This is a genomic window from Paenibacillus turicensis, assembly GCF_050461185.1.
GTDB lineage: Bacteria > Bacillota > Bacilli > Paenibacillales > Paenibacillaceae > Fontibacillus > Fontibacillus turicensis_A.
The window spans coordinates 148496-170186 of sequence record NZ_JBCMOR010000001.1 but is presented as its reverse complement, the minus strand read 5'-3'; the positions used below and the strand labels follow the sequence as shown (position 1 = coordinate 170186).

Annotated in this window: 21 protein-coding genes and 2 riboswitches; of the genes, 11 read left to right on the top strand and 10 right to left on the bottom strand. The window is 40.6% G+C overall.

All coding sequences use genetic code 11. The features are described 5' to 3' along the window. Positions 1-36 precede the first annotated feature (36 nt). The 8 genes from purF to purE all read right to left on the bottom strand — a co-directional run bounded on the left by purF (position 37) and on the right by purE (position 9460). Positions 37-1536: an amidophosphoribosyltransferase gene (purF, locus tag ABE099_RS00720; protein ID WP_430026662.1), complete on the bottom strand. Its 1500-nt coding sequence runs from the start codon at positions 1534-1536 to the stop codon at positions 37-39. Further along, a complete protein-coding gene (gene purL, locus ABE099_RS00715; protein ID WP_430026660.1) occupies positions 1521-3764 on the bottom strand; it encodes a phosphoribosylformylglycinamidine synthase subunit PurL in 2244 nt (747 codons plus the stop codon). The genes purF and purL overlap by 16 nt, the downstream gene beginning before the upstream one ends. Then, a complete protein-coding gene (gene purQ / locus ABE099_RS00710) occupies positions 3742-4431 on the bottom strand; it encodes a phosphoribosylformylglycinamidine synthase subunit PurQ (protein ID WP_430026658.1) in 690 nt (229 codons plus the stop codon). Before purQ ends, purL begins: the two co-directional genes overlap by 23 nt. Positions 4432-4434: 3 nt before the next feature. Next, positions 4435-4680, bottom strand: a complete 246-nt coding sequence (gene purS, locus ABE099_RS00705) for a phosphoribosylformylglycinamidine synthase subunit PurS (protein WP_430026657.1) — start codon at positions 4678-4680, stop codon at positions 4435-4437. Positions 4681-5489: 809 nt separating this feature from the next. After that, entirely contained in the window at positions 5490-6392 is a 903-nt protein-coding gene (locus ABE099_RS00700) for a phosphoribosylaminoimidazolesuccinocarboxamide synthase (RefSeq protein WP_430026655.1), read from the bottom strand. 58 nt (positions 6393-6450) lie between these two features. After that, on the bottom strand, positions 6451-7746 hold the full coding sequence (gene purB / locus ABE099_RS00695; protein WP_430026654.1) for an adenylosuccinate lyase: 1296 nt from the start codon (positions 7744-7746) through the stop codon (positions 6451-6453). Further along, positions 7743-8966, bottom strand: a complete 1224-nt coding sequence (gene purK / locus ABE099_RS00690) for a 5-(carboxyamino)imidazole ribonucleotide synthase (protein ID WP_430026652.1) — start codon at positions 8964-8966, stop codon at positions 7743-7745. Before purK ends, purB begins: the two co-directional genes overlap by 4 nt. Then, positions 8963-9460 (bottom strand): 5-(carboxyamino)imidazole ribonucleotide mutase, encoded by a 498-nt coding sequence (purE, locus tag ABE099_RS00685; RefSeq protein WP_430026651.1) that lies wholly within the window; start codon positions 9458-9460, stop codon positions 8963-8965. The genes purK and purE overlap by 4 nt, the downstream gene beginning before the upstream one ends. Before the next feature lie 204 nt (positions 9461-9664). Beyond that, positions 9665-9766, bottom strand: a riboswitch (purine riboswitch). Between the two features lie 281 nt (positions 9767-10047). On the opposite strand from purE, the gene ABE099_RS00680 reads away from it, so the two are divergent. From ABE099_RS00680 to ABE099_RS00665, 4 genes are all read left to right on the top strand, one after another. Then, on the top strand, positions 10048-10533 hold the full coding sequence (locus tag ABE099_RS00680) for an ASCH domain-containing protein (RefSeq protein ID WP_430026650.1): 486 nt from the start codon (positions 10048-10050) through the stop codon (positions 10531-10533). A 491-nt stretch (positions 10534-11024) separates the two neighbouring features. Next, positions 11025-11840 (top strand): MerR family transcriptional regulator, encoded by an 816-nt coding sequence (locus ABE099_RS00675; protein WP_430026648.1) that lies wholly within the window; start codon positions 11025-11027, stop codon positions 11838-11840. A gap of 295 nt (positions 11841-12135) precedes the next feature. Beyond that, the gene (locus ABE099_RS00670) at positions 12136-13305 is read left to right on the top strand and encodes an MFS transporter (RefSeq protein ID WP_430026647.1); all 1170 of its coding nucleotides are present in this window, start codon (positions 12136-12138) and stop codon (positions 13303-13305) included. A 244-nt stretch (positions 13306-13549) separates the two neighbouring features. Then, positions 13550-14401 carry an SDR family oxidoreductase gene (locus tag ABE099_RS00665; protein WP_430026645.1) on the top strand — a complete coding sequence of 284 codons (852 nt, stop codon included), beginning with the start codon at positions 13550-13552 and terminating at the stop codon, positions 14399-14401. Positions 14402-14495: 94 nt separating this feature from the next. Here the strand turns inward: ABE099_RS00665 and ABE099_RS00660 are convergent, their stop codons facing one another. Together ABE099_RS00660 and ABE099_RS00655 are read right to left on the bottom strand one after the other, a co-directional pair. Next, a complete protein-coding gene (locus ABE099_RS00660) occupies positions 14496-14930 on the bottom strand; it encodes a universal stress protein (RefSeq protein ID WP_430026643.1) in 435 nt (144 codons plus the stop codon). Positions 14931-15036: 106 nt separating this feature from the next. Then, complete coding sequence (locus ABE099_RS00655) at positions 15037-15300, bottom strand: DUF1294 domain-containing protein (protein WP_430026642.1); 264 nt, start codon at positions 15298-15300, stop codon at positions 15037-15039. Between the two features lie 429 nt (positions 15301-15729). Here ABE099_RS00655 and ABE099_RS00650 point away from each other — a divergent pair, with 429 nt between their 5' ends. The 7 genes from ABE099_RS00650 to ABE099_RS00620 all read left to right on the top strand — a co-directional run bounded on the left by ABE099_RS00650 (position 15730) and on the right by ABE099_RS00620 (position 21655). Beyond that, positions 15730-16164, top strand: coding sequence for a nucleoside 2-deoxyribosyltransferase (locus ABE099_RS00650; protein ID WP_430026640.1), 435 nt, complete (start codon positions 15730-15732; stop codon positions 16162-16164). Positions 16165-16176: 12 nt separating this feature from the next. Further along, a complete protein-coding gene (locus tag ABE099_RS00645) occupies positions 16177-17187 on the top strand; it encodes a thymidylate synthase (RefSeq protein WP_430026639.1) in 1011 nt (336 codons plus the stop codon). Then, complete coding sequence (locus tag ABE099_RS00640; RefSeq protein WP_430026637.1) at positions 17165-17929, top strand: class I SAM-dependent methyltransferase; 765 nt, start codon at positions 17165-17167, stop codon at positions 17927-17929. Before ABE099_RS00645 ends, ABE099_RS00640 begins: the two co-directional genes overlap by 23 nt. Positions 17930-17973: 44 nt before the next feature. Continuing rightward, the gene (gene bcmE, locus ABE099_RS00635) at positions 17974-19209 is read left to right on the top strand and encodes a thiamine pyridinylase (RefSeq protein ID WP_430026635.1); all 1236 of its coding nucleotides are present in this window, start codon (positions 17974-17976) and stop codon (positions 19207-19209) included. 64 nt (positions 19210-19273) lie between these two features. Further along, positions 19274-19373, top strand: a riboswitch (TPP riboswitch). Positions 19374-19489: 116 nt separating this feature from the next. Next, positions 19490-20332 carry a bifunctional hydroxymethylpyrimidine kinase/phosphomethylpyrimidine kinase gene (gene thiD, locus ABE099_RS00630; protein WP_430026633.1) on the top strand — a complete coding sequence of 281 codons (843 nt, stop codon included), beginning with the start codon at positions 19490-19492 and terminating at the stop codon, positions 20330-20332. Positions 20333-20342: 10 nt separating this feature from the next. Further along, entirely contained in the window at positions 20343-21008 is a 666-nt protein-coding gene (gene thiE / locus ABE099_RS00625) for a thiamine phosphate synthase (RefSeq protein WP_430026631.1), read from the top strand. Beyond that, positions 21005-21655: an HAD family hydrolase gene (locus tag ABE099_RS00620; protein ID WP_430026629.1), complete on the top strand. Its 651-nt coding sequence runs from the start codon at positions 21005-21007 to the stop codon at positions 21653-21655. Before thiE ends, ABE099_RS00620 begins: the two co-directional genes overlap by 4 nt. Positions 21656-21691: the final 36 nt, after the last annotated feature.

Here is a 21691-nt window from a genome sequence, read left to right as displayed (position 1 = left end):
TATGAGCATTATAATAAGAACTATTATTTCATCCCATTAACAACTACAGCCAAATTTTTCTTCTCCATCAAAATGGGTTTCGGTTGGGTACTCATTATCGAAGCAAGCCATACATAAGCCGCCTTTATAGTCACCCTTGTTTTCTCCACCCACGGCTTCGATCAAGCCTTCATTACTTAAAAACACCAAGGAATCTGCATTAATTTCTTTGCAAATCTCATCGATGCTTTTCGCAGAAGCGATGAGCTCCGCTCGATCTGGGGTATCAATCCCATAAAAGCATGGATTTTTAAATGGCGGTGAAGTAATACGTACATGCACTTCAGTTGCCCCTGCTTCTCGCAATAAATTTACAATACGACGAGAGGTTGTGCCTCTCACGATGGAATCATCAATCATGACGACCCGTTTGCCTTCAACGACACGACGTACTGCGCTCAGCTTCATTTTTACCCCTTGCTCTCGTAGCTCTTGGCTCGGTTGGATGAAGGTTCTGCCTGTATACTTATTTTTGATTAAACCAAGTTCATAAGGAATCCCCGTCTGTTCGGCATAACCGATTGCAGCGGAAATACTGGAGTCAGGCACACCTGTGACCACATCTGCATTCACAAATGATTCCTGTGCTAGCATTTGCCCCATCCGTTTACGCGCAGAATGTAAGTTAGAGCCATTCAATTCACTGTCAGGACGTGCAAAATAGATGTATTCCATCGCACACAACGCTTTACGACCTGCTTCAGTGTAACGATCTTCACGCATCCCATCCTTGTCGAGCACTAACATTTCACCTGGTAAAATATCTCGAATCGTTTCGGCACCTATCACTTCAAATGCACATGTCTCCGATGAAAATAAATAAGCATCGCCAAGTTTTCCTAGTGAGATTGGGCGTAAGCCGTTAGGATCGCTTGCTACAATGAGCTTGTCGTTAGTCATAATCAAGAAAGCAAAGCCACCTACAAGCTGACGAAGTGCATCCTTTGCCGCTTCCACAAAATCTTTAGATGATCTTGCAATTAAATGGGCAATGACCTCTGTATCACTTGTCGTCTGAAAAATGGAACCGTTTTGCTCTAATTCACGACGAATTTTAGGTGCATTTACGATATTTCCATTTGTCGCTACAGCTAAATCACCATCACGATATTTGAAAATAAGCGGTTGTGCATTTTGAACACGGCTGTCTCCGCTTGTTGAATAACGAACATGACCAATGGAACGGTTACCTTGGAGAGACGAAAGCTTATCACGGTCAAATACTTCCTTTACTAAGCCCATTTCCCGATGATAGTTAAAATTTACGCCATCCGATACACACATTCCAGCACTTTCTTCACCACGATGCTGTAAGGCATGTAGTCCATAATAAGACAACGAAGCGGCTTCGGGGTGACCAAACACCCCAAAAACGCCGCACTCCTCTTTTAACGTATCAAAAATATCGTCGCGCCCAGTACCTTCGTTGTAGTAATCACCAGTCCAGAGCGTATGTTTTACTTGATCAGACAGCGTGTGTTTTACTTCATGAGACATGGAATGACATCCTCCCAGACCTGCTTCAAGCCTGCAACTGGTCTGTTCAATGTAGCTGCACCGTTTACTTGTACCTCTAGTGTTGTCCCTGTCACTACACCAATGTTAGCAACTGGCACACCTCTGGAAGCAATAAATTGTTCAAGCTCTGCTGCCTGCGATGGGGATGCGGACAACAAAATACGGGACTGAGTTTCACTGAACAAAGCAACATCAGGACGAAGACTAGTTTCTAGTTGTACCTTAGCGCCAACATTGCCACTAATACAGCTCTCTGCAAGTGCAACAGCAAGTCCACCTTCTGCCAAATCATGAGCCGACTGCACAAGCCCTTGTTGAATTGCACCCAATACAGCTTCAAGTAGACGTTTTTCTGTATCCAAATCAATTTGTGGTGGACGACCTTCTGTTACCCCATGTACAACTGCTTGGAATTCAGAACCACCTAGCTCTGCCAAGGTATCACCCAATACCAAAATGACATCACCTTCGTTTTTAAAGCCTTGTGTCGTAATATGATTAACATCATGAACAAGTCCAACCATACCTACAACTGGAGTCGGGTAAATTGCACCCTTTGCATTTTCGTTATATAAGCTGACGTTACCGCCGATAACTGGTGTACTTAACACACGACAAGCCTCTGCCATACCGTCAACGGATTTTTCCATTTGCCAAAAAATATCACTTTTCTCAGGGCTACCAAAGTTTAAATTATCTGTAATCGCAAGTGGTTCTGCACCAGAGCAGACGATGTTACGAGCCGCTTCACTAACTGCAATTTTACCGCCCACCTCTGGATCAAGGTAAACAAAACGTCCGTTACAGTCCGTTGTCATCGCCAGCGCCTTGCGTGTGCCACGAATCGTCACAACCGCTGCATCCGAACCCGGCGCAACCGCTGTGCTCGTACGAACCATGTAGTCATATTGGTTATATACCCATGCTTTGCTTGCTACCGTTGGTGAAGATAACACTTGCTCAAGTGCTGTACCAAGGTCTTTAACTTCGTCATAACGAAGAGTATCTACCGTTGCATTTTGCTCATAGTATGCAGGCACTGTTGATGGTTTGTTATAGATCGGGCACTCATCTACAAGTGCAGTAACAGGCATGTCGCCTACAACCTCACCATGATGGATTAGCTTCAAGCGACCATCGTCCGTTACTTTACCCACCTTGGCACAAATGACACCCCAACGCTCAAAAATTTCTCTCGCTTGCGCTTCATCCTTTGGCTCAACTACAAACAACATGCGCTCTTGTGATTCAGACAACATCATCTCATAGGCAGTCATGCCTTCTTCACGTTGTGGCACTTGGTCAAGATATAACTCAAGACCGTTCCCTGCTTTACTTGCCATTTCAGCGCTAGAGCACGTTAAGCCCGCAGCACCCATATCTTGAATTCCGAGTACGATCCCTGTATCAATTAATTCAAGACAAGCTTCCATAACCAGCTTCTCCATAAATGGATCACCAACCTGTACCGCTGTACGTTTTGCTTCGGATTCTTCCGTTAATTCTTCAGAGGCAAAGGTTGCACCATGAATACCGTCACGTCCAGTAGGAGGACCTACGTAAAACACAGGATTACCTACCCCTTTTGCCACACCACGTTGGATTTTATCATGATCGATTAAACCTACGCACATCGCATTTACTAGCGGATTCCCTTCATAGCTCTCATCAAAGACAACCTCGCCACCTACAGTTGGAATCCCAATACAGTTCCCATAACCTGCAATCCCAGATACAACATGCTCGAACAAATATTTGGTACGTGGTTGATCTAGTTTCCCAAAACGAAGGGAGTTAAGAGATGCAATTGGTCTAGCTCCCATGGAGAAAATATCGCGAATGATTCCACCCACACCTGTCGCTGCACCTTGGTACGGCTCCACTGCGGACGGATGGTTGTGACTCTCGATTTTAAATACAACCGCTTGGTTGTCTCCAATATCCACAATCCCTGCGCCTTCACCTGGTCCCATGAGTACACGTTCACCTGTTACAGGGAAGCGACGAAGTAATGGTTTCGAGTTTTTGTAAGCACAATGCTCAGACCACATAACGCTAAATACACCAATTTCAGTGTAGTTGGGCTTGCGACCAAGGAATCCACAAATCAAATCATATTCGCTATCTGAAACACCCATTTGTTTGTAAATTTGTTGCTCCGCAATTTGCTCTGCTGTTGGTTCCTTAGCGGATACTTGCTGACTCATGGCGATCCCTCCAAGCTTGTAATATTGAAGTAAACATCAATTTTCCATCCTCTGATCCAAGCAGTGTATCGACTGCACGCTCAGGGTGAGGCATCATTCCTACTACGTTTCCTTGTTTATTTGAAATTCCTGCAATGTCCTCTAACGAACCATTAGGATTGTTTACATATTTAAAAAGAATTTGCTTGTTATCTTGCAATTCTTTTAATGTTGCGTCATCACAATAGTAATTGCCTTCTCCATGTGCAATCGGGATATTGATTTCTTGTCCTTTTGCATATTGAGAGGTAAACGGATTTTCATTGTTCTCCACACGAAGCACCGTATCATGACAACGGAACTTTAATGAAGTATTGCGAAGCAATGTTCCTGGCAAAAGCCCTGCTTCCGTCAAAATTTGGAATCCATTACAAATCCCTAAAATAAATTTGCCTTGCTCTGCCGCTTTAGCGACTTCATTCATAACAGGTGCAAATCTAGAAATCGCACCACAACGCAAGTAATCTCCGTAAGAAAAACCACCTGGAACTAAAATACAATCATAAGCTGACAAGTCAGTTGCTGTGTGCCATACATAATCAACGGGTTGTCCAACGGTGTCTTCTACTGCTTTGTAGCAGTCGATATCACAGTTGGAGCCGGGAAATACGAGTACTGCGAATTTCATGAATCAGCCCTCCAATTCAAAGCGATATTGTTCCACAACGGTGTTGGCAAGCAGCTTTTCGCACATTTCAGTGACTTTTGCTACTGCTTCTTCACGATTATCTGTATCTAAATTAATTTCTAGATATTTTCCGATACGAACACTGTCTACTTCATCAAATCCCATAGAATGAAGTGCTCCTTGTACAGCTACTCCTTGTGGATCTAAAACGCTTTGCTTGATCGTGACATAAACGGTCGCTTTAATCATAATCTCGTATTCCTCCTAGTAATGGGTGGTGGTTGCTGATATTACAAAATGATGGCTGAGAGTGCTGAGAGGGGGCTACGGGCAAAGGGTTGTTTCAAGTGCTCTTAAAAACTAATTTTTTATGATGGTATATATTAAGGTTAAAATTAGTTTTTTAAAGGCACCCGCTTCGCTTCTCCACAATCCCTTTGCCCTTCCGCCCCTTGCTTTCGCTCTCTCAGCAGAAACAACCTTTTTGTAAGCTCCAGCAGTTTATATGCTGTAGTTTATTTGGCTGTTGCTAGCGCAACCAGCAAGTGCAAGTTGCTGGTTGTGGCTGAGAGGGGGCTACGGGCAAAGGGTTGTTTCGAGTGCTCTTAAAAACTAATTTTTTATGATCGTATATGGATTAAGGATAAAATTAGTTTTTTAAAGGCACACGCTTCGCTTCTCCACAATCCCTTTGCCCTTCCGCCCCTTGCTTTCGCTCTCTCAGCAGAATCAATCTTTTGTATACTCCAGCAGTTTATATGCTGTAGTTAAGTTAGCATTTGCTACTAATTAATACCGCAAATGCTTCTGTAGCTTTCGCTTCAAGTTGCTTTACGCTGATGAGTGAGTTTACTTAACAACTGTAAACAAGCTTAATTTTCAGGTAGCTCTGTTTTAATTTTCTCTATCCTCAAACGTATCTAGCGGAGGGTCAATTGATTCTGGAAAAGCGTAGCGCTCGCCTTTATTCCCAGATTTCAACCCTGCTCAAACCATTAAGGAAATCTGGGAATAACAGCGATTGGAAGAACTTTTGACCTGACGCCCTTAGATTCCCTCTAGAGCTGCTCCCCTGTTAACCGCGCATAAATATCGCGATAGCGATTAGTCGTTTCCTCTACGACATGCGCTGGGAGTGGATCGGGCTTACTTTGCTTGTCCCAATCGCTACTTGCCAAGTATGCACGCACAGGCTCTTTATCCATGCTGTCAATTTCAACATCAAGTGCGTATTGCTCTCGCGCCCAGAAGCGGGAGGCATCTGGGGTGAAAATTTCGTCAATCAAAATGACTTTGCCATCAATAAGTCCAAATTCCAGCTTGCAATCGGCAAGAATGATGCCTCGTTTTTCACAGTAGCTACTAGCATATTGATACAACATGAGGCTTTGACTGCGAAGTTCCTCGGCAACGGCTAAGCCAACCATGTCAACCATAACTTCAAACGAAATGTCCTCGTCATGTCCAACATCATTTTTGGCAGCAGGTGTGAAGATTGGAGCTTCTAGCTTGTCGTTTTTGCGCAAGCCTGCAGGTAATGAAATCCCGTTAATTGCGCCCCCCTGCTGGTACTGACGCCAACCACCACCAGTAATGTAGCCGCGAACAACACACTCGATATCAATACGCTCTGCTTTACGGGTAACCATGATTCGATTTTTTAGTAGCTCTCGATATTGTGGCTTTATAATATGCTGTAGTTGGTCAATATCGGTATGAATGACGTGATTATCAATTAAATGCGTAGTTAGCTCAAACCAGTAAGCACTTAAGCGGTTAAGCACATTCCCCTTATCAGGGACAGCAGGGTCAAGCACGTAATCAAATGCAGAGATCCGATCACTTACAACAATTAAATAATGCTCTCCTAGATCATAAAGCTCACGTACCTTGCCCTTGTACAGCAATGGAGCATCGATCATACCTTCTGCTGTTGAAACTGCTTGTGAAGACAGCGACATCGTTAGGTTTCCTCCTTATGTTTTAAGCATGGATTAGAACATGGATGGGATACTTATGTTAAATTAAGCCTAACTTCTTGAAGATTGTATCCACATGCTTAAGGTGCCATGCAGGGTTAAAGGCATCCTCGATTTCTTCCTTGCTTAGTACCGAAGTAATCGCTTCGGTTTCTTCGACGATATCGCGGAACTGTCGACCTGTCTCCCATGCTTGCATCGCACGTGGTTGAACGGTGTCATATGCTTGTTCACGACTGTAACCTTTGTCGATCATTTTGGTCATTAGGCGTCCAGAGAATGGCACACCGAAAGTACGACCCATGTTCCGCTTCATGTTCTCAGGGAATACCGTTAAGTTTTTCACGATATTGCCAAAGCGGTTGAGCATGTAGTTCAACAGCATCGTTGCATCTGGTAAAATGATACGCTCTGCAGAAGAGTGGGAAATATCACGCTCATGCCACAGGTTCACACTTTCATAAGCAGACACCATATGCCCACGAATGATCCGAGATAAGCCTGAAATATTTTCACAGCCGATTGGGTTACGTTTGTGTGGCATCGCAGAAGATCCTTTTTGACCTTTTGCAAAACCTTCCTCAACCTCACGGAACTCACTTTTTTGTAATGCACGAATTTCTGTCGCAAATTTATCTAAGGAAGAAGCAATCAAAGCAAGCGTAGCTACATATTCAGCGTGACGGTCACGTTGTAATGTTTGGGTAGAGATTGGCGCTGCACTTGTGCCTAGCTTGCCACATACAAATTCTTCAACAAACGGATCGATGTTGGCATAAGTCCCCACCGCGCCAGAAATCTTACCGTATTGAACATTGTCAGCCGCTCTGCGGAAACGCTCCAAGTTACGTTTCATTTCCTCGTACCAAAGCGCCATTTTCAGTCCAAATGTAGTTGGCTCAGCATGAACACCATGTGTACGTCCCATCATTGGCGTGTCTTTGTAAGCAACTGCTTTTTCTTTTAAAATGGCTATAAAATTTACAATGTCTTTTTCCAAAATTTCATTAGCTTGCTTTAGTAGGTAACCTAGTGCTGTATCTACTACGTCCGTAGAGGTTAAACCGTAATGCACCCATTTACGTTCCTCGCCTAAGCTTTCAGATACCGCACGTGTAAAGGCGATCACATCATGACGTGTTTCTTGCTCAATTTCATAAATTCGATCCATATCAAATGTCGCTTTTTCTCTAAGTAATGCTACATCTGCTTTCGGGATTACACCTAGCTCTGCCCAAGCCTCACAAGCACAAATTTCAACCTCAAGCCATGCTTTAAATTTATTTTCTTCTGTCCAAATTGCTCTCATTTCCGGTCTGCTATAACGTTCGATCATTGGTTCTGATTCCTCCAAATGTTAGTTTGATGTATCCATAAAAGTGCTGCTTCTACATCTTTACACAGCAAGTTGATATGTCCCATTTTTCTTTTTGGGGCGGTTCCCTCTTTTCCATACAAATGAACCTTAGGTATAACGTCATCTAGCATTCCTACATGCTCAGTGTCTACAGAATGTAAAATTTCAGGTAGCCATTTTCCCGTTAGCAATCTAGCTTGAACTTCTTCCACATGCTCCCCAAGCACATTCACCATTACAACTGGGGTTAGCAATGCTGATTTTCCAAGTGGGAGATTACAAATGGCACGTACATGCTGCTCAAATTGTGACGTTGTACAAGCCTCCATCGTATAATGACCTGAATTGTGTGGGCGAGGTGCCAACTCGTTGACATATAGTTCCCCAGCTTCAGTCAGAAACAATTCGACGGCGAGTAATCCAACCATACCAAGCGATTCAGCAAGGTTAACTGCAAGTACATTTGCTTTTTCTAAAATATTTCCACTAACTCTAGCTGGAACAATCGAAGTATGCAAAATATTATTTATATGAATGTTTTCTGCAACAGGAAACGTTGAAATTTCACCATGTGGGCTACGCGCTGCAATGACGGATAACTCTTTAGTAAATGGTATAAATTGCTCTAGCACAAGGTCAGTCCCACTTTGGCTTAACTCTGTAAAGGCAGGTTCAATGTCTTCCTTTGCTCTAATCACCCATTGCCCTTTACCATCATAACCACCCGTCGCGGTCTTTAGCACAGAGGGTAAGCCAAGCTCATCCACAGCACTACGCAAATCCTGTAAATTTTGAATGACTGCATAAGGAGCAACCTTCACGCCTGCCGCTTCAATGGCTTGTTTTTCTCGAATCCGATGTTGCGTCGTATATAAAAGCTTACTACCTTGTGGCACATAAGACGACTGCTCTAGTAATTCAGCGACCTGAGCATCTACATTTTCAAATTCATACGTAATGACATCAGATACTTCTGCTAGCTTCTTAGCAGCGTCCTGATTGTGGTAAGCCGCTACAATCTGCCTCGCAACTTGTCCACAAGGTGACTCAGGTGTAGGATCTAAGGTCACAAAGCGATAACCTAAATTAGTTCCAGCTAGCGTCATCATACGGCCAAGCTGTCCACCACCTAATATGCCAATCGTAGAGCCAGATGGAATTGTTTTATGCTCTTTTTTTTCCTTTGTTTCCCTTGTCATACCGTTTCTCCTAACTGATCACTGCTGGCTAATACTTCACTCTTAATTTGCTCACGACGCGCATGTAGTCGCTTCATCACAGTTGGCTCAAACACACCAATCATTTGTGCCGCTAACAATCCTGCATTGATTGCACCAGCTTTGCCAATCGCAACCGTCGCAACAGGAACGCCACCAGGCATTTGCACAATAGAAAGCAGCGAATCTAATCCATTTAAAGCTGCGGATTTAACTGGTACACCAATGACGGGAACCATTGTTTTTGCCGCAACCATTCCTGGTAAATGCGCTGCACCTCCTGCACCTGCTATAATAACCTTCAGTCCTTTTTGTTCTGCCTGCTCTGCAAATTGAAACATTAAATCAGGGGTACGATGAGCAGAAACAACCTGCTTTTCATATGGGATTTCAAGCTCCTCTAATACTCGACAAGCATGGGACATCGTTTCCCAATCGGATGTACTGCCCATAATTACTGCAACCTGTGCTGACATGATTCAACCTACCTTTCGCTTCATTCAACCTGTAATGCTATTATGACCATCTCACGAACTGTCTTTTCTTTTAAAAGGCAACCAATAAAAAAATCCGGCAAGCTCTGAAAGATTTTATATTCTCAGAATTTCCGGATACGAATCGTTAATACGCAAGCTTTAACAGCCAAAGCTATAAAACTAAACAACTATACAGCCTATAGCTTTACATACGTATCAACTCGTAGTCCGAAAATTTACGGTAATCGGGTAGAGACTTCTGGGCCATATCCCCAGCTTTATACGAGGTACATAAAACGTTATACATCTTCACACATTAATATTAAAATAATGATCAGTATATAACATGTTATTATACATATTTTTTTGCATTTCGACTTTTTTCTTCTCTTATTCTAACAATTCCTTCCCGACTATGTCAACTAAAACACGAACATTTAACATACACATAACAATAATGTTCGTTTTTTCACCATGTATATTTTACTGCTGCAAAATAATGGGATTCCCTTTTACAGAGGGGGCTTGGTATACTTTATTAAATTAGCTAAACAATAAAATGAACTTTGATGGGTGGATCATAAATTATGAATGTAGTAGAGCAATATTGGAATGAGTATGCAAACAAAATGAATTTGAATATAGAGACGCCAGCGGCTTGGATGTTTGGAGATGGTTCAAAGGAAATGGGAGACGAGTTAGGACAGCTAGTTGTAAAAGGGCTAAAAACAGGCACCTGCTCTGCTCATTGTGTCTATGAATTAGAAAACGAAGAGCCACCTAAAGAAGGGCAATACGATATTGTATTAGATGGAAGTAACCAGCCATTAGCCATTATTCAATATACTAAGGTTGAACTAGTTAAAATGAATGAGGTCACCCCTGAGTTTGCCAAGTCGGAGGGTGAAGGTGATTTGAGCTATAAGTATTGGTATGAGGAGCATGTCAAATTTTTTACTTGGGAACTCGGGTTGTACAACCTTACCTTTAGTGACGATTTATTGCTTACTTGTCAGACGTTTAAAGTCGTAGATATTGCTAATCAGACAAGTCCAAGTAGTCCAAGTATCTAACTCTATTTAAAATCAGCACTTGACAATCTTTGGGGTGGGGAGGCTACGTACAGAGAGATTATTGAAGTATATTTTATGGATGTAACATGATTTTAAGAGACAACCTTCAGAATCTCTCTGTCTCTTCGCTAGTTTGGGTTAGCGTCAAAGTACTGATTCAGGACTGAGCCATAAATATTAAAGTAAATATGACTTTTAGAGACGACAGCAATGTCGTCTGTTTTATTTTTTGTGCCTTGACTTTCCCCTATAGGGGAAGCTCTATACTGCTAGTAGGTTATAAAAATAAGTTTAGATTACACTAGGGCGTGTCTGAAAACTCACTCAGGGTCATCTATTCCCGCCTTTTCGCCTCCTACTGCGTTACTTTTCCTTGACTTACCCCAGTAAGCCTGCGAAAAAGTGCCTTGTATGATGCGAAAATTCGCCAATATCTACTCCCTGCTGACTTTTAGACGCGCCCTAAATCAGATTGGATTGGAGGTTATATTGTGTTCAAAATCAGTGAGTTTTCTAGGTTGAGCAAGGTTTCCTTAAAAACGTTACGTTACTATGACCAGATTGGCATATTGAAGCCAAGTAAAGTCGATGACAATACAGGCTACCGTTATTATTCAGCAGAACAGCTGCTAGAGCTTAATCGGATTTTAATTTATAAGGAGTTAGGATTCACTTTGCCTCAAATTTCTCAGCTACTTCATGAGGATATTACGGTCGAACATATTCAAGGGATGTTTAGGCTCAAAAAAAGCGAAATTGAAACAATTATTGAGACGGAGCAAACCAAGCTTGCACGCATTGAGGAGCGTATGCTGCTGATTGAAAAAGAGGGGCAAGTGGAAACAGGGCAAGAAATTAGAATTAAAGCGGAAGAAGAAAAAAAATTCCTTTACCTAAAAGCACGCGGAAATGTAGATCATATTCCAACGTTGTTTGATGAATTTCAGCACTTGTTAAGCAATACGTACGAGCATTTAGCTCAGGGACCTCAGGTTGTTTTGTGGAGAGAAGTTGATGAAAAAGAGGATGAGTTTGAATTTGAGGTTGGTTATTTTGTAAGTGATTCCCTTACGTCCATCCCCCCTTCGCTTCAACTAAAAACACTTCCTGCTGAGCCGATGATGGCTACGATGGCATTTCCATCTAATGCAAATTTTGCAGGTACAGCTTGTGTTGATTTAGCGAAATGGATTCAGAAAAACAACTATCAGATCAAGGAAAATGAACCTGGACGAGAAATTTATTTACCGTTGTCTTCAATCCAAGATGCTCAGCTTATGGAAATACAAATTCCAATCAAAATTTAGGATTCAATATAATAATCAGTACTTGACAATCATTAGAAGGTTGGTAGCTACGATCCAGAGAGTTCTTACGATTGTTGTTAAAACCATATTCCTCTTTATTGAAGTCATTGTATAGGAGGAATCTGATTTTAAGAGACAATCTTCAGAATCTCTCTGTCTCTTCGCTAGTTTGGCTTAGTGGTCAAGAACCGATTTTAAGGTTGAGCCAAAATTTAATGATTAAAATTTTTATTGAAGTAATACAAAATAAAAAATATCTACTAGTTACTATTTATCTACGGAGGTATGGAGTGAATTGAAAAATAAAGGGATCATTTATATTTTGGCTTTAGCCATTTTTCTCATTGGAACGATAGAGTATATTATTACGGGTGTCATAGATATGATGGCAGTGGACATTGGTGTATCTACTTCAGAGATTGGATTATTTGTAACTGTATTTGCGCTTTCAGCAGCGATTATTGCACCAATTTTAATTACATTAACGATAAATATGGATCGAAAAAAGCTACTATTAATTACACTTGGTATATTTATTGCTAGTAACGCACTTATGCTAACAAATCTTTCTTACGAAACTGTATTGTGGGTGAGAATTATTCAAGGGGCTAGCGGGGGTATTACAACGGTAGTCGCTATGGCTGTTGCAACACGATTGGTAGAGCCAGAAAAAAGAGGGAATGCGATCGGTATTATTTTGATGGGGCTCAGTAGCTCGCTAGTGTTAGGTGTTCCAATCGGCACCTTTTTTAGTGAGATATTTGGATGGCGGTTATTATTTATTTTCATTGGCTTATTAAGCCTACTTCCATGGCTAATTATTTATAAAAAGGTACCTTCTATTAAAGAAGAGGAAAAATTTACGCTCAAAATGCAGCTAGCGATTTTAGGGAATCCCAAAATATTAACTGCTTTAGTGATTACATTATTATATATTGGTGGTTACGCTACACTGTTCACTTATATTACGCCTTTCCTGCAAGCGACATCCCAGCTTTCAATTACGCAAATTAGCGGCATTTTATTTTTAGCAGGTGTGTGTAGCTTTATAGGGTCAAAAATGGGTGGACAATTGGCTGATGCTAAAGGATCTAAGTTCACGATCATACTTGGATTACTGCTACAAGGCATAACACTGCTATTATTTGCAGTCGCAGGCTTTAATCTTGTTGTATTAATTATTGTCCTCATGATTTTTATGTTAGCAACTTGGAGTATTTCTCCTGCTCAACAGTTATATTTGGTTACACTAGCACCACAAAATCCAGACATTGCACTTAGCGTAAACACTTCATTTATCCAGTTTGGGTTTGCGTTAGGATCAGGTTTAGGCGGGCTTGTCATTAGTCAAACCTCTGTCCAATATTTGAATTGGGTAGGTTTAGCTGCGGTAGCTCTCTCTTTATTACTTGCGCTCTTGCTGTTCAAAAAAATGAGCAACACAGCTTCCGCAATCCAAAATTAAAGCTCTACCCAAACTGAAGACGCATAAATCCAAGCTTGACTGGGTTTCATAAATAAAATATACTAGCTTACATAAAGTAATTTAATTATATTTAGTTGGAGCGAGATATACCGTTTAACCCTTTATATGTTTTTATAGTGATCATCTAATTATTTGTTTAAATTACTTTTAGTTATGTAACAATAAGCTAGTTAAATTTTATTAACACATTCAATCTAATCCCTTTACGAAAGGTAGATGTTTTATGAAATTATTAGTCACTGGAGCAACGGGTCAGCTTGGATCCATTGTCGTCGAAACTTTACTTAAAACTGTTCCTGCGGATCAGCTTGCTGTAAGTGTACGTGATCCTAAAAAGGCAGAGCATCTGCAAGCTCGTGGTGTAGATGTACGTCAGGCTGATTTCACTTCTCCAACGTCTCTTGCTGCTGCCTTTGCAGGCATTGATAAGCTTTTACTTATTTCATCTTCAGATGGAGATCGTGTTGCACAACATACGGCGGCAATTGAAGCTGCTAAAACGGCCGGCGTTAGCTTCATCGTTTACACAAGTGCGCCAAATGCACAGGAAAGCTCATTTTTCCTCGTTAACGATCACCGTGCAACGGAAAATGCAATTATCGCTTCTGGCATTCCGTACTCCATTTTGCGTAACAACTGGTACTTAGAAAATGAAGCAGGCTCGATTAAAGGGGCTGCCGCAGGCGCACCATGGCTCACCATGGGTGGATCAGGCAAAGTAGGCTGGGCATTACGCCAGGATTATGCCGAAGCTGCCGCAAACGTGCTAACAGGCACAGGACATGAAAATAAAACTTATGAGCTTGCTGGGAAGCTTATTACGTATGATGAGCTTGCAGCAATTACCGCTAAAGTTTTAGGTAAAGATGTGCCAGTACAACACGTAGATGAAGCTACTTATTCCGAAGCAATGAAAGGGGCTGGCGTGCCAGAACCCGTCATTCCTTTCTTAGTTGGCGTTCAAACCGCAATTGCAAATGGATCACTTGCAGTGGATAGTAATGATCTTGAAGCATTACTTGGTCGCAAAGTAACTGCATTAAGTGAAGGTATCGCTGAAATTGTAAAAGGCTAAGACGGATACCCCCTCTAGCGAAATAATATAAATATAGCGGTTGCCCCAAGGAGATTCATTTCCAGGGGACAACCGCTTTTTCATGCCTTGAGCTCTATTTCACCACAAGGACAGGTACACGCGCATGCTGCACAACGTTATGGCTGACACTACCTAATACAAATTCACGAATTCCACCTAAACCACGACTACCAATAATAATGATATCATGACCTTTTTGCTTCGCATATTCTAAAATGGCTTCAGAAGGTGAGCCTTGAACAAGCTCTGTATGCCCGTTAATTCCCGCTTCCTCTATACGTCTAGTAGCATCATCTACCGTTTGCTGCGCCATGTCATAAAACTCCTGATGTACAGCTGGGGAAATGGGTACAAACCCTTCGGCTACATAAAATCTAGGGAAGTCATAGACATGGATTACGTCTAGCTTCACGCCGGGTGTTAGTTTGGTTAATTCCAACGCTTTATCTAGTGCCTTTTTACTCGCCTTTGAACCATCATATGCTACAAGGATTTTATCGAATAACATCGTAAACACCCCTTTTACAAAATTGAATCACTACTTCTTCACTATTACCCATAAATTCATTTTTTAAAGCATACCATCCTATGCAAGAAAACGACCCGATAACTCTTTACCATAAAAAGTATCCATATAAAATCGCGTTCAGTAGTAAAAGAAACGGAATCCCAATGCGAAAGCTAGCATGTTTTGTTTTATGCCTTTTGCTTTTCATGCCGATGAACGTGCCTGCTGCTCCACCAATCGCTGCTAGCAAAAATAGCGTTCGTTCAGGGATACGCTCTCGCCTTTGGCGAGCCCTTGTTTTGTCATCTGCCATCGCGATATAGGCAACTAGATTAATAAATATAAACCACAGAAGCAGACCCGTCTTCATGGCCTCCCCTCCTTTAGTTCTATTATAAATCGATCCTCTACTAAAATCGATGACATACTAACAAGAAAACACGCTATCATTCCAAACAAAACTGCTAGATTGAGTAATATTTTTATAATATATGAATCAATATCCTAATTATTGACAAAAATTTCTTTCTATGTTCCAATTAAATTGGATTCAAAATGCAGCTCTATTTAGAAATTAGTACTTGATAATGACTGGTAGCTACGATCCAGAGCGTTCTTGCGATTGTGTTAAAATCATATTCCTTTTATTGAAGTCTATTTATAGATGGAAGATGATTTTAAGAGACACTCTTCAGAATCGCTCTGTCTCTTCGGTAATTTGGGTTAGCGGTCAAGAACTAATTTCAAGATTGAGCCCAAAATACTAACTTAAAATATAAAAGATGGTTGGTGCATGTAGATGAAAAGGATATTTTTAGCCGCTCCATTTAAAAGTCTAGTAAACGAAGCCAACATTATGCAAGAAGAAGCCAAAGCTGAAATTTCAAATTTAATTGCTTATTTAGAGAACAGAGGCTATGAGGTTCATAATGCCCACAAACGTGAAGAATGGGGCAAGCAATTTATGACGCCACCACAATGTACAGAAATTGACTTTAATGAAATTAAGGCTTGTGATCTATTTATTGCTTTTCCTGGAAACCCAGCTTCCCCTGGTACACATATTGAAATTGGTTGGGCATCCGCATTACAAAAAAAGATTATTCTCCTTCTCCACAAAAATGAAGAGGATTATGCATACCTTATTCGTGGGTTACATACTGTAGCCAATGTCACTTACATTATCTATGACAATGCAGAACATTATTACGAGCAACTAAATAACTACGTTTAGGAGGTGTTTTCGTTGAAATACGCCAACCTTCAAGATGCTTATTTAGACAATCTACGAAATGTGTATGAACATCCTGAATTCATAAATAAGCCACGTGGAAACGTCAGCAAAGAAACATTAAATCTATCCTTTATCATTACGAACCCCATCGATCGATATTGCACAGTGAAGACAAGAAAAAGTAATATTATTTTTAACTTTGCCGAAGCATTATGGTACTTATCTGGTAGTAATGAGCTTAACTTCATTGAATATTACGCAAAAAATATGGCTAAATACTCCGCAGATGGATCGATATTAACTGGAACAGCGTATGGACCTAAAATATTTTCGTACGGCGAGCATCATATAAATCAATGGGCTAGATTAATAGAACTATTTAAAGAAGATAGAGACAGTAAAAGAGCATTTATTTCGATCTTTGATCCACATGAAGATTTGTCCCTTCATAATATCGATGTATCCTGCACAATTGGACTACAGTTTTTCATTAGAGAGGATGCCCTATTTTTATCCACCTTTATGAGAGCTAATGATGCCTATCGCGGACTGTTAAGTGATGTATTTTCATTTACTTTTCTCCAAGAGGTATTAGCTGCCCAGCTAGGGCTACAAGTAGGACACTATTGCCACAATGTAGCCACTACCCACATTTACGATACTGATTTTACAAGAGTTGAAGCCTTGTTAGCCACACCTCCCGAGGAGACTCACTCCTTTGAACTTCCAAGAATCCCCTCACAGCAAATATGGGAAAATATAAACACTGTTCTTCGTTATGAACAGCAATTAAGGGAAGGAAACATTACACTATCTTCAAAAGCAATCCATGACATCAGCGTTGCCCCCTATTGGAAACAGATTATTTTTTTATTTGCACTATATCAGCGTATTGTAAAAGAAAATTGTATAGATTTTGATCTGTTTCATAACTTGAACCCTTTATATCAATATTTGGTCCAAAATAAATGGGAAAATCTATTTAAGGAGATATCCAAAAATGGAAACGTCATGGAAAGATAAATCAGTTTCAGAACAATTTAATTTATACAACGATATGTTGGAGGATATTTTAGGCTTTCAATGTATTTTTAATCTCATTGAGCACAATCGAAATATACGTCACGTTTTAGATTATGGCTGTGGACCTGGGAAGGTTTCGGAAAGGTTAGCTCAGCGCAACCCACACTACAATATTTTTGCAGTAGATGAATCCCAAGAAATGATTGATATTGCTACATCTATAAGAAAACATGACAACATTAGCTATCACTGTATTCATAACAATAATCTAGCATTTATTGATTCTAATAGTATTGATTGCGCCATCATTTGCTTTGTCATTATTAATAACGCCCAGCGAAATCGAATTATTACGATGTTAGCTGAAGTTTATCGCGTGCTCAAACCAAAAGGGCAACTCATCCTACTAGATTCAAATCCAAATGCAACTGGCATTTCCTTCACTACCTTTACCAACGGAGAAAGGGGGATACGCTACCGCTCTGGGGATAAAAAGAAACAATTTCTTAAAGTGGAAGGTCAGCCTGATTTGATTTTGCACGATTGGTATTGGTCTAAGCAGGATTATATCGAATGGATATCGATGACTGGATTTGAATCTATTCATATTACAGAAGCAACCATTGGAAATCTACCACAAAAGGCAAGAGTCATGTATGAACAGCAATACCAATTTAATGATTGGGGAAATGAGATCACAGTACCCCCATTTATTGTGTTTCACGCCTTTAAATCTAGCTAAATCTAGTTAAATCTAGCTAATAAAATTTGAAAGGAGTCTATGTCATGAACAATAAAAAAATTCATTTATTTTTATTAAGTGTGGTAATGATTGTTTCGTTTGGTCTGTTTCCTTTTTCTGTTTTAGCCGCAAGTAACCAGCAGTCCCCAACTACGATTAACGTTGCATTATATGGGTATGTACCCGATACAGAGCGATTTGAGAAAACAGTGAAAAATGCTTGGAATGCGATCGAACCTAACGTCCAGCTTAACTTTGTCGATTGGGATTGCTATGAGGAAGAGCCTAATCAAAATTTAGATGTGTTTGTGTTTGATTCCATTTATTTGCAGCATTATGTGTCGGAAGGTTATTTATTACCCATCGCACCAAATGAAATTCAAAACAAGGATGATTTGCTTCCCTTTGCTCTATCAGGCACAACGATGAATGGTAACATTTATGCGCTCCCTCAAATCATATGTACGAATCTATTATATTATCGGAAAAATGATACTCAGATCCAAAACGTCAACACAGTGACTGATTTATATCAAATATTAGGAGATAGACAAAGCAATACAATTATTCCAGCTCCAAATGAAGGCTTATTATTTGATATGTCAGGTGGAACTACTAAAGTCTGCTTATATTTAGATGCACTCATCGATCAAACTGGACTTTATACCACTTATACGCAGCTCCCAACTACCTTTAAGCCACAGGTCGTTTCCTACTTGGAAATGTTCCAATCGATGGCTGGTAAAGCGCAAGCAAATTACTATCCAGATAACAATGATGCCTATATTAGAGGAAAATGGTTTTCAGAGGGGAAAGGTCGAACCTATCTAGGTTATACCGAAGCCATGTCTACGATGGGCGACTTTGTAAACGATATTGATTTTAAAACGATTTCATATAGCCGTTTTGACAATATTCCTATCTTTTACGGGGATGTGATTGGAATTAACGCAAATATTAGCACGGAAAAGAAAGACCTTGCAATTAAGTTAATGAACACAATTGGCGCGAAGGACACGATGGTAGACGCACTTTCTCCAGATCAAAACAACCTTTACCCTCAATATTTATTACCCGCTAGGGAAAGTGTATACGACACGATGAATGTAACTTATCCGATTTACGGTAAGCTTCGTACGATTGCAACCAATCCAGCAAATAAGCTGTTTTTAATCGGACCAGAAATTAACGAATGGATGCCAAATGCAAAATCAGTGATCAAGAATTTATTAAATCCAGCAAGCCCTGTCCCTACCTATTTGTCTAATCACGCGGCCTAATATTATACTATATTTTCCTTGATTTTAAATTATAGTATGATATTATCTAAGACAATTACAGATATGACACATGCGGGGGGACTACGTTGTAGTTGAGAAGGTAAAACCTGACCCTTTGAACCTGATGGTTAATACCAACGTAGGGAAGCAATCAAGTAACACTGTTACAGTGGCATAAGTGATACATTGTTATTTCTTATGTTGTCCTTGTATGTACAGGAGCTTCCATTTTCAATTTGGAGGCTCCTTTTTATTTTGTAAAACAAAGGAGGAAAAAAACATGAAAAAGGTGCTTAGTATCGCTGGGTCTGATTGTAGTGGTGGCGCAGGTATTCAGGCAGATTTGAAAACATTTTCCGCTCATGGTGTGTTTGGGATGAGTGTTATCGTGTCTGTGGTTGCCGAAAATACTAGCCGGGTCATTGATATTCAAGATGTATCCCCAGATATGATAAAGAAACAAATTGATGCTGTATTTGAGGATATTGATGTGGATGCTGTGAAAATAGGGATGTTGTCTACGGATGAATGTATGTTTGCTGTTGCTGAAAAGCTAAAGGAATATAAACCAGCTAACGTCGTTATTGACCCAGTGATGTACGCTAAAAATGGGAGTCCACTTATGGACCCCGCTGCCATTGATACGCTCATCAAAGTGATCATCCCACTTGCGGATGTGTTGACCCCCAACATTCCTGAGGCTGAAAAAATTGCAAATATGCAAATTTCATCGATTGCTGATATGGAAGCCGCTGCAAAAAAAATTTGTGAGATGGGCTGTAAAGGGATTGTTGTAAAAGGTGGACATGCCATTGGAAACGCGATTGATGTGCTATTTGATGGCAAGGAATTTCATTATTTTGAAACTGAACGGATTTCAACTAAAAACACACATGGCACAGGCTGTACGTTTTCATCTGCGATTGCATCACAGCTTGCTAATGGACACAGCATGAAGGATGCGGTAGCGCAAGCCAAGGCGTATGTAACCACTGCAATTGAACATTCGCTTAGCATCGGGAAAGGGCATGGCCCAACCCATCATTTCTATGACCTTTATAAGCATGGATTACGGAAAGAGTTAAAGAAAGAACTACAGCCTTTAGAAAAGGAATCAAAATGAGGAAATGATCATGCGGAATGAGAATGAGGGAATTAAAATGAACGTAGATTACACTCTTTATCTAGTAACAGATCGCAGGTTAATGAGCACACCAACCTTACCAGATGCGGTAGAGCAAGCGATTTTAGGCGGCTGTACGATGGTGCAATTAAGAGAAAAGGATGCATCGGCTTCTTCGTTTTTTAAGCTGGCAGAGGAAATTAAACAAATTACAGATCGTTATGAAGTTCCACTTATTATTAATGATCGGATTGATATCGCCTTAGCTGTTGGCGCGGCAGGGGTGCATGTTGGTCAAAACGATATCCCTGCCTCTGCTGTTCGTAACATCATTCCTCACAATATGCTGTTAGGTGTATCTGCTGCTTCAGTTGATGAGGCGATTCATGCACAACGTGATGGTGCGGATTATTTAGGGATTGGGGCAATGTTCCCTACAGGTACAAAGGACGATGCTAGAGCTGTGACGATGGACGAGTTACGTAAAATCAAACAAGCGGTAACGATCCCCATCGTTGCGATTGGTGGGATTAATAAACATAACATTGACTCCTTCCCCCCTATGAACATCGATGGTGTGGCGATTGTATCTGCGATTATAGCGGAGTCAGATATTAAAGGAGCGGCAACACAATTAAAGTGTCTCTTTCAACAGGAGGATCAGAATACACGATGAATTTTAAGGCAGCAATTTTTGATTTAGATGGGACTTTATTAGCATCCATGCAGGTATGGGAAAAAATCGACATCGCTTTTCTAACGAAAAGAGGTTTGCCTGTGCCTGACAATTATGTCAATGAGATTTGTGCACGTAGCTTTGAGGAAGCGGCGGAATATACGATTCATTTGTTTAATTTATCCGAAAGTGTAGAAGACATTGTAACAGAATGGAATGTGATGGCAGCGCATGAATATGCTCACAATGTTGGCTTGATGCCATTTACCCTTGATTATATTTTAAAATTAAAAGCCGCAGGGATTAAGATTGCTGCTGCAACTGGATTACCTGAAAAATTGTACAAACCTTGTCTTATTCAAAATGGAGTTTACGAGTTGTTTGATTTTACGTGTTCGGTTGATGACGTCAACCGTGGAAAACAGTACTCTGATATTTTTATTTACGCAGCTAAGCATTTGGGGGTGGAGCCCCAACACTGTATTGCGTTTGAGGACGTTTTACCTGCTGTACAAAGTGCAAAACGTGCAGGGATGATCACCTATGGTGTGTACGATCAATATTCCGCGCACCATGAGGAACAAATTAGAGCAATAGCAGATGGCTATCTGTATAGCTTCGAACATGCGCCGTTGCCAGCAAAATAAGTTTTGTAAAATATAAACGTTCTTGGATCTTAGGAT

What these genes read in the sequence shown, in the direction of transcription:
- ABE099_RS00655 (WP_430026642.1), bottom strand. Translation starts at nt 15,300, where the DNA reads ATGAAGACGGGTCTGCTTCTGTGGTTTATATTTATTAATCTAGTTGCC.
- purF (WP_430026662.1), bottom strand. Translation starts at nt 1,536, where the DNA reads ATGTCTCATGAAGTAAAACACACGCTGTCTGATCAAGTAAAACATACG.
- ABE099_RS00650 (WP_430026640.1), top strand. Translation starts at nt 15,730, where the DNA reads ATGAAAAGGATATTTTTAGCCGCTCCATTTAAAAGTCTAGTAAACGAA.
- ABE099_RS00680 (WP_430026650.1), top strand. Translation starts at nt 10,048, where the DNA reads ATGAATGTAGTAGAGCAATATTGGAATGAGTATGCAAACAAAATGAAT.
- purB (WP_430026654.1), bottom strand. Translation starts at nt 7,746, where the DNA reads ATGATCGAACGTTATAGCAGACCGGAAATGAGAGCAATTTGGACAGAA.
- purK (WP_430026652.1), bottom strand. Translation starts at nt 8,966, where the DNA reads ATGACAAGGGAAACAAAGGAAAAAAAAGAGCATAAAACAATTCCATCT.
- thiD (WP_430026633.1), top strand. Translation starts at nt 19,490, where the DNA reads ATGAAAAAGGTGCTTAGTATCGCTGGGTCTGATTGTAGTGGTGGCGCA.
- purS (WP_430026657.1), bottom strand. Translation starts at nt 4,680, where the DNA reads ATGATTAAAGCGACCGTTTATGTCACGATCAAGCAAAGCGTTTTAGAT.
- purE (WP_430026651.1), bottom strand. Translation starts at nt 9,460, where the DNA reads ATGTCAGCACAGGTTGCAGTAATTATGGGCAGTACATCCGATTGGGAA.
- ABE099_RS00700 (WP_430026655.1), bottom strand. Translation starts at nt 6,392, where the DNA reads ATGTCGCTGTCTTCACAAGCAGTTTCAACAGCAGAAGGTATGATCGAT.
- ABE099_RS00660 (WP_430026643.1), bottom strand. Translation starts at nt 14,930, where the DNA reads ATGTTATTCGATAAAATCCTTGTAGCATATGATGGTTCAAAGGCGAGT.
- bcmE (WP_430026635.1), top strand. Translation starts at nt 17,974, where the DNA reads ATGAACAATAAAAAAATTCATTTATTTTTATTAAGTGTGGTAATGATT.
- ABE099_RS00665 (WP_430026645.1), top strand. Translation starts at nt 13,550, where the DNA reads ATGAAATTATTAGTCACTGGAGCAACGGGTCAGCTTGGATCCATTGTC.
- purL (WP_430026660.1), bottom strand. Translation starts at nt 3,764, where the DNA reads ATGAGTCAGCAAGTATCCGCTAAGGAACCAACAGCAGAGCAAATTGCG.
- thiE (WP_430026631.1), top strand. Translation starts at nt 20,343, where the DNA reads ATGCGGAATGAGAATGAGGGAATTAAAATGAACGTAGATTACACTCTT.
- purQ (WP_430026658.1), bottom strand. Translation starts at nt 4,431, where the DNA reads ATGAAATTCGCAGTACTCGTATTTCCCGGCTCCAACTGTGATATCGAC.
- ABE099_RS00620 (WP_430026629.1), top strand. Translation starts at nt 21,005, where the DNA reads ATGAATTTTAAGGCAGCAATTTTTGATTTAGATGGGACTTTATTAGCA.
- ABE099_RS00640 (WP_430026637.1), top strand. Translation starts at nt 17,165, where the DNA reads ATGGAAACGTCATGGAAAGATAAATCAGTTTCAGAACAATTTAATTTA.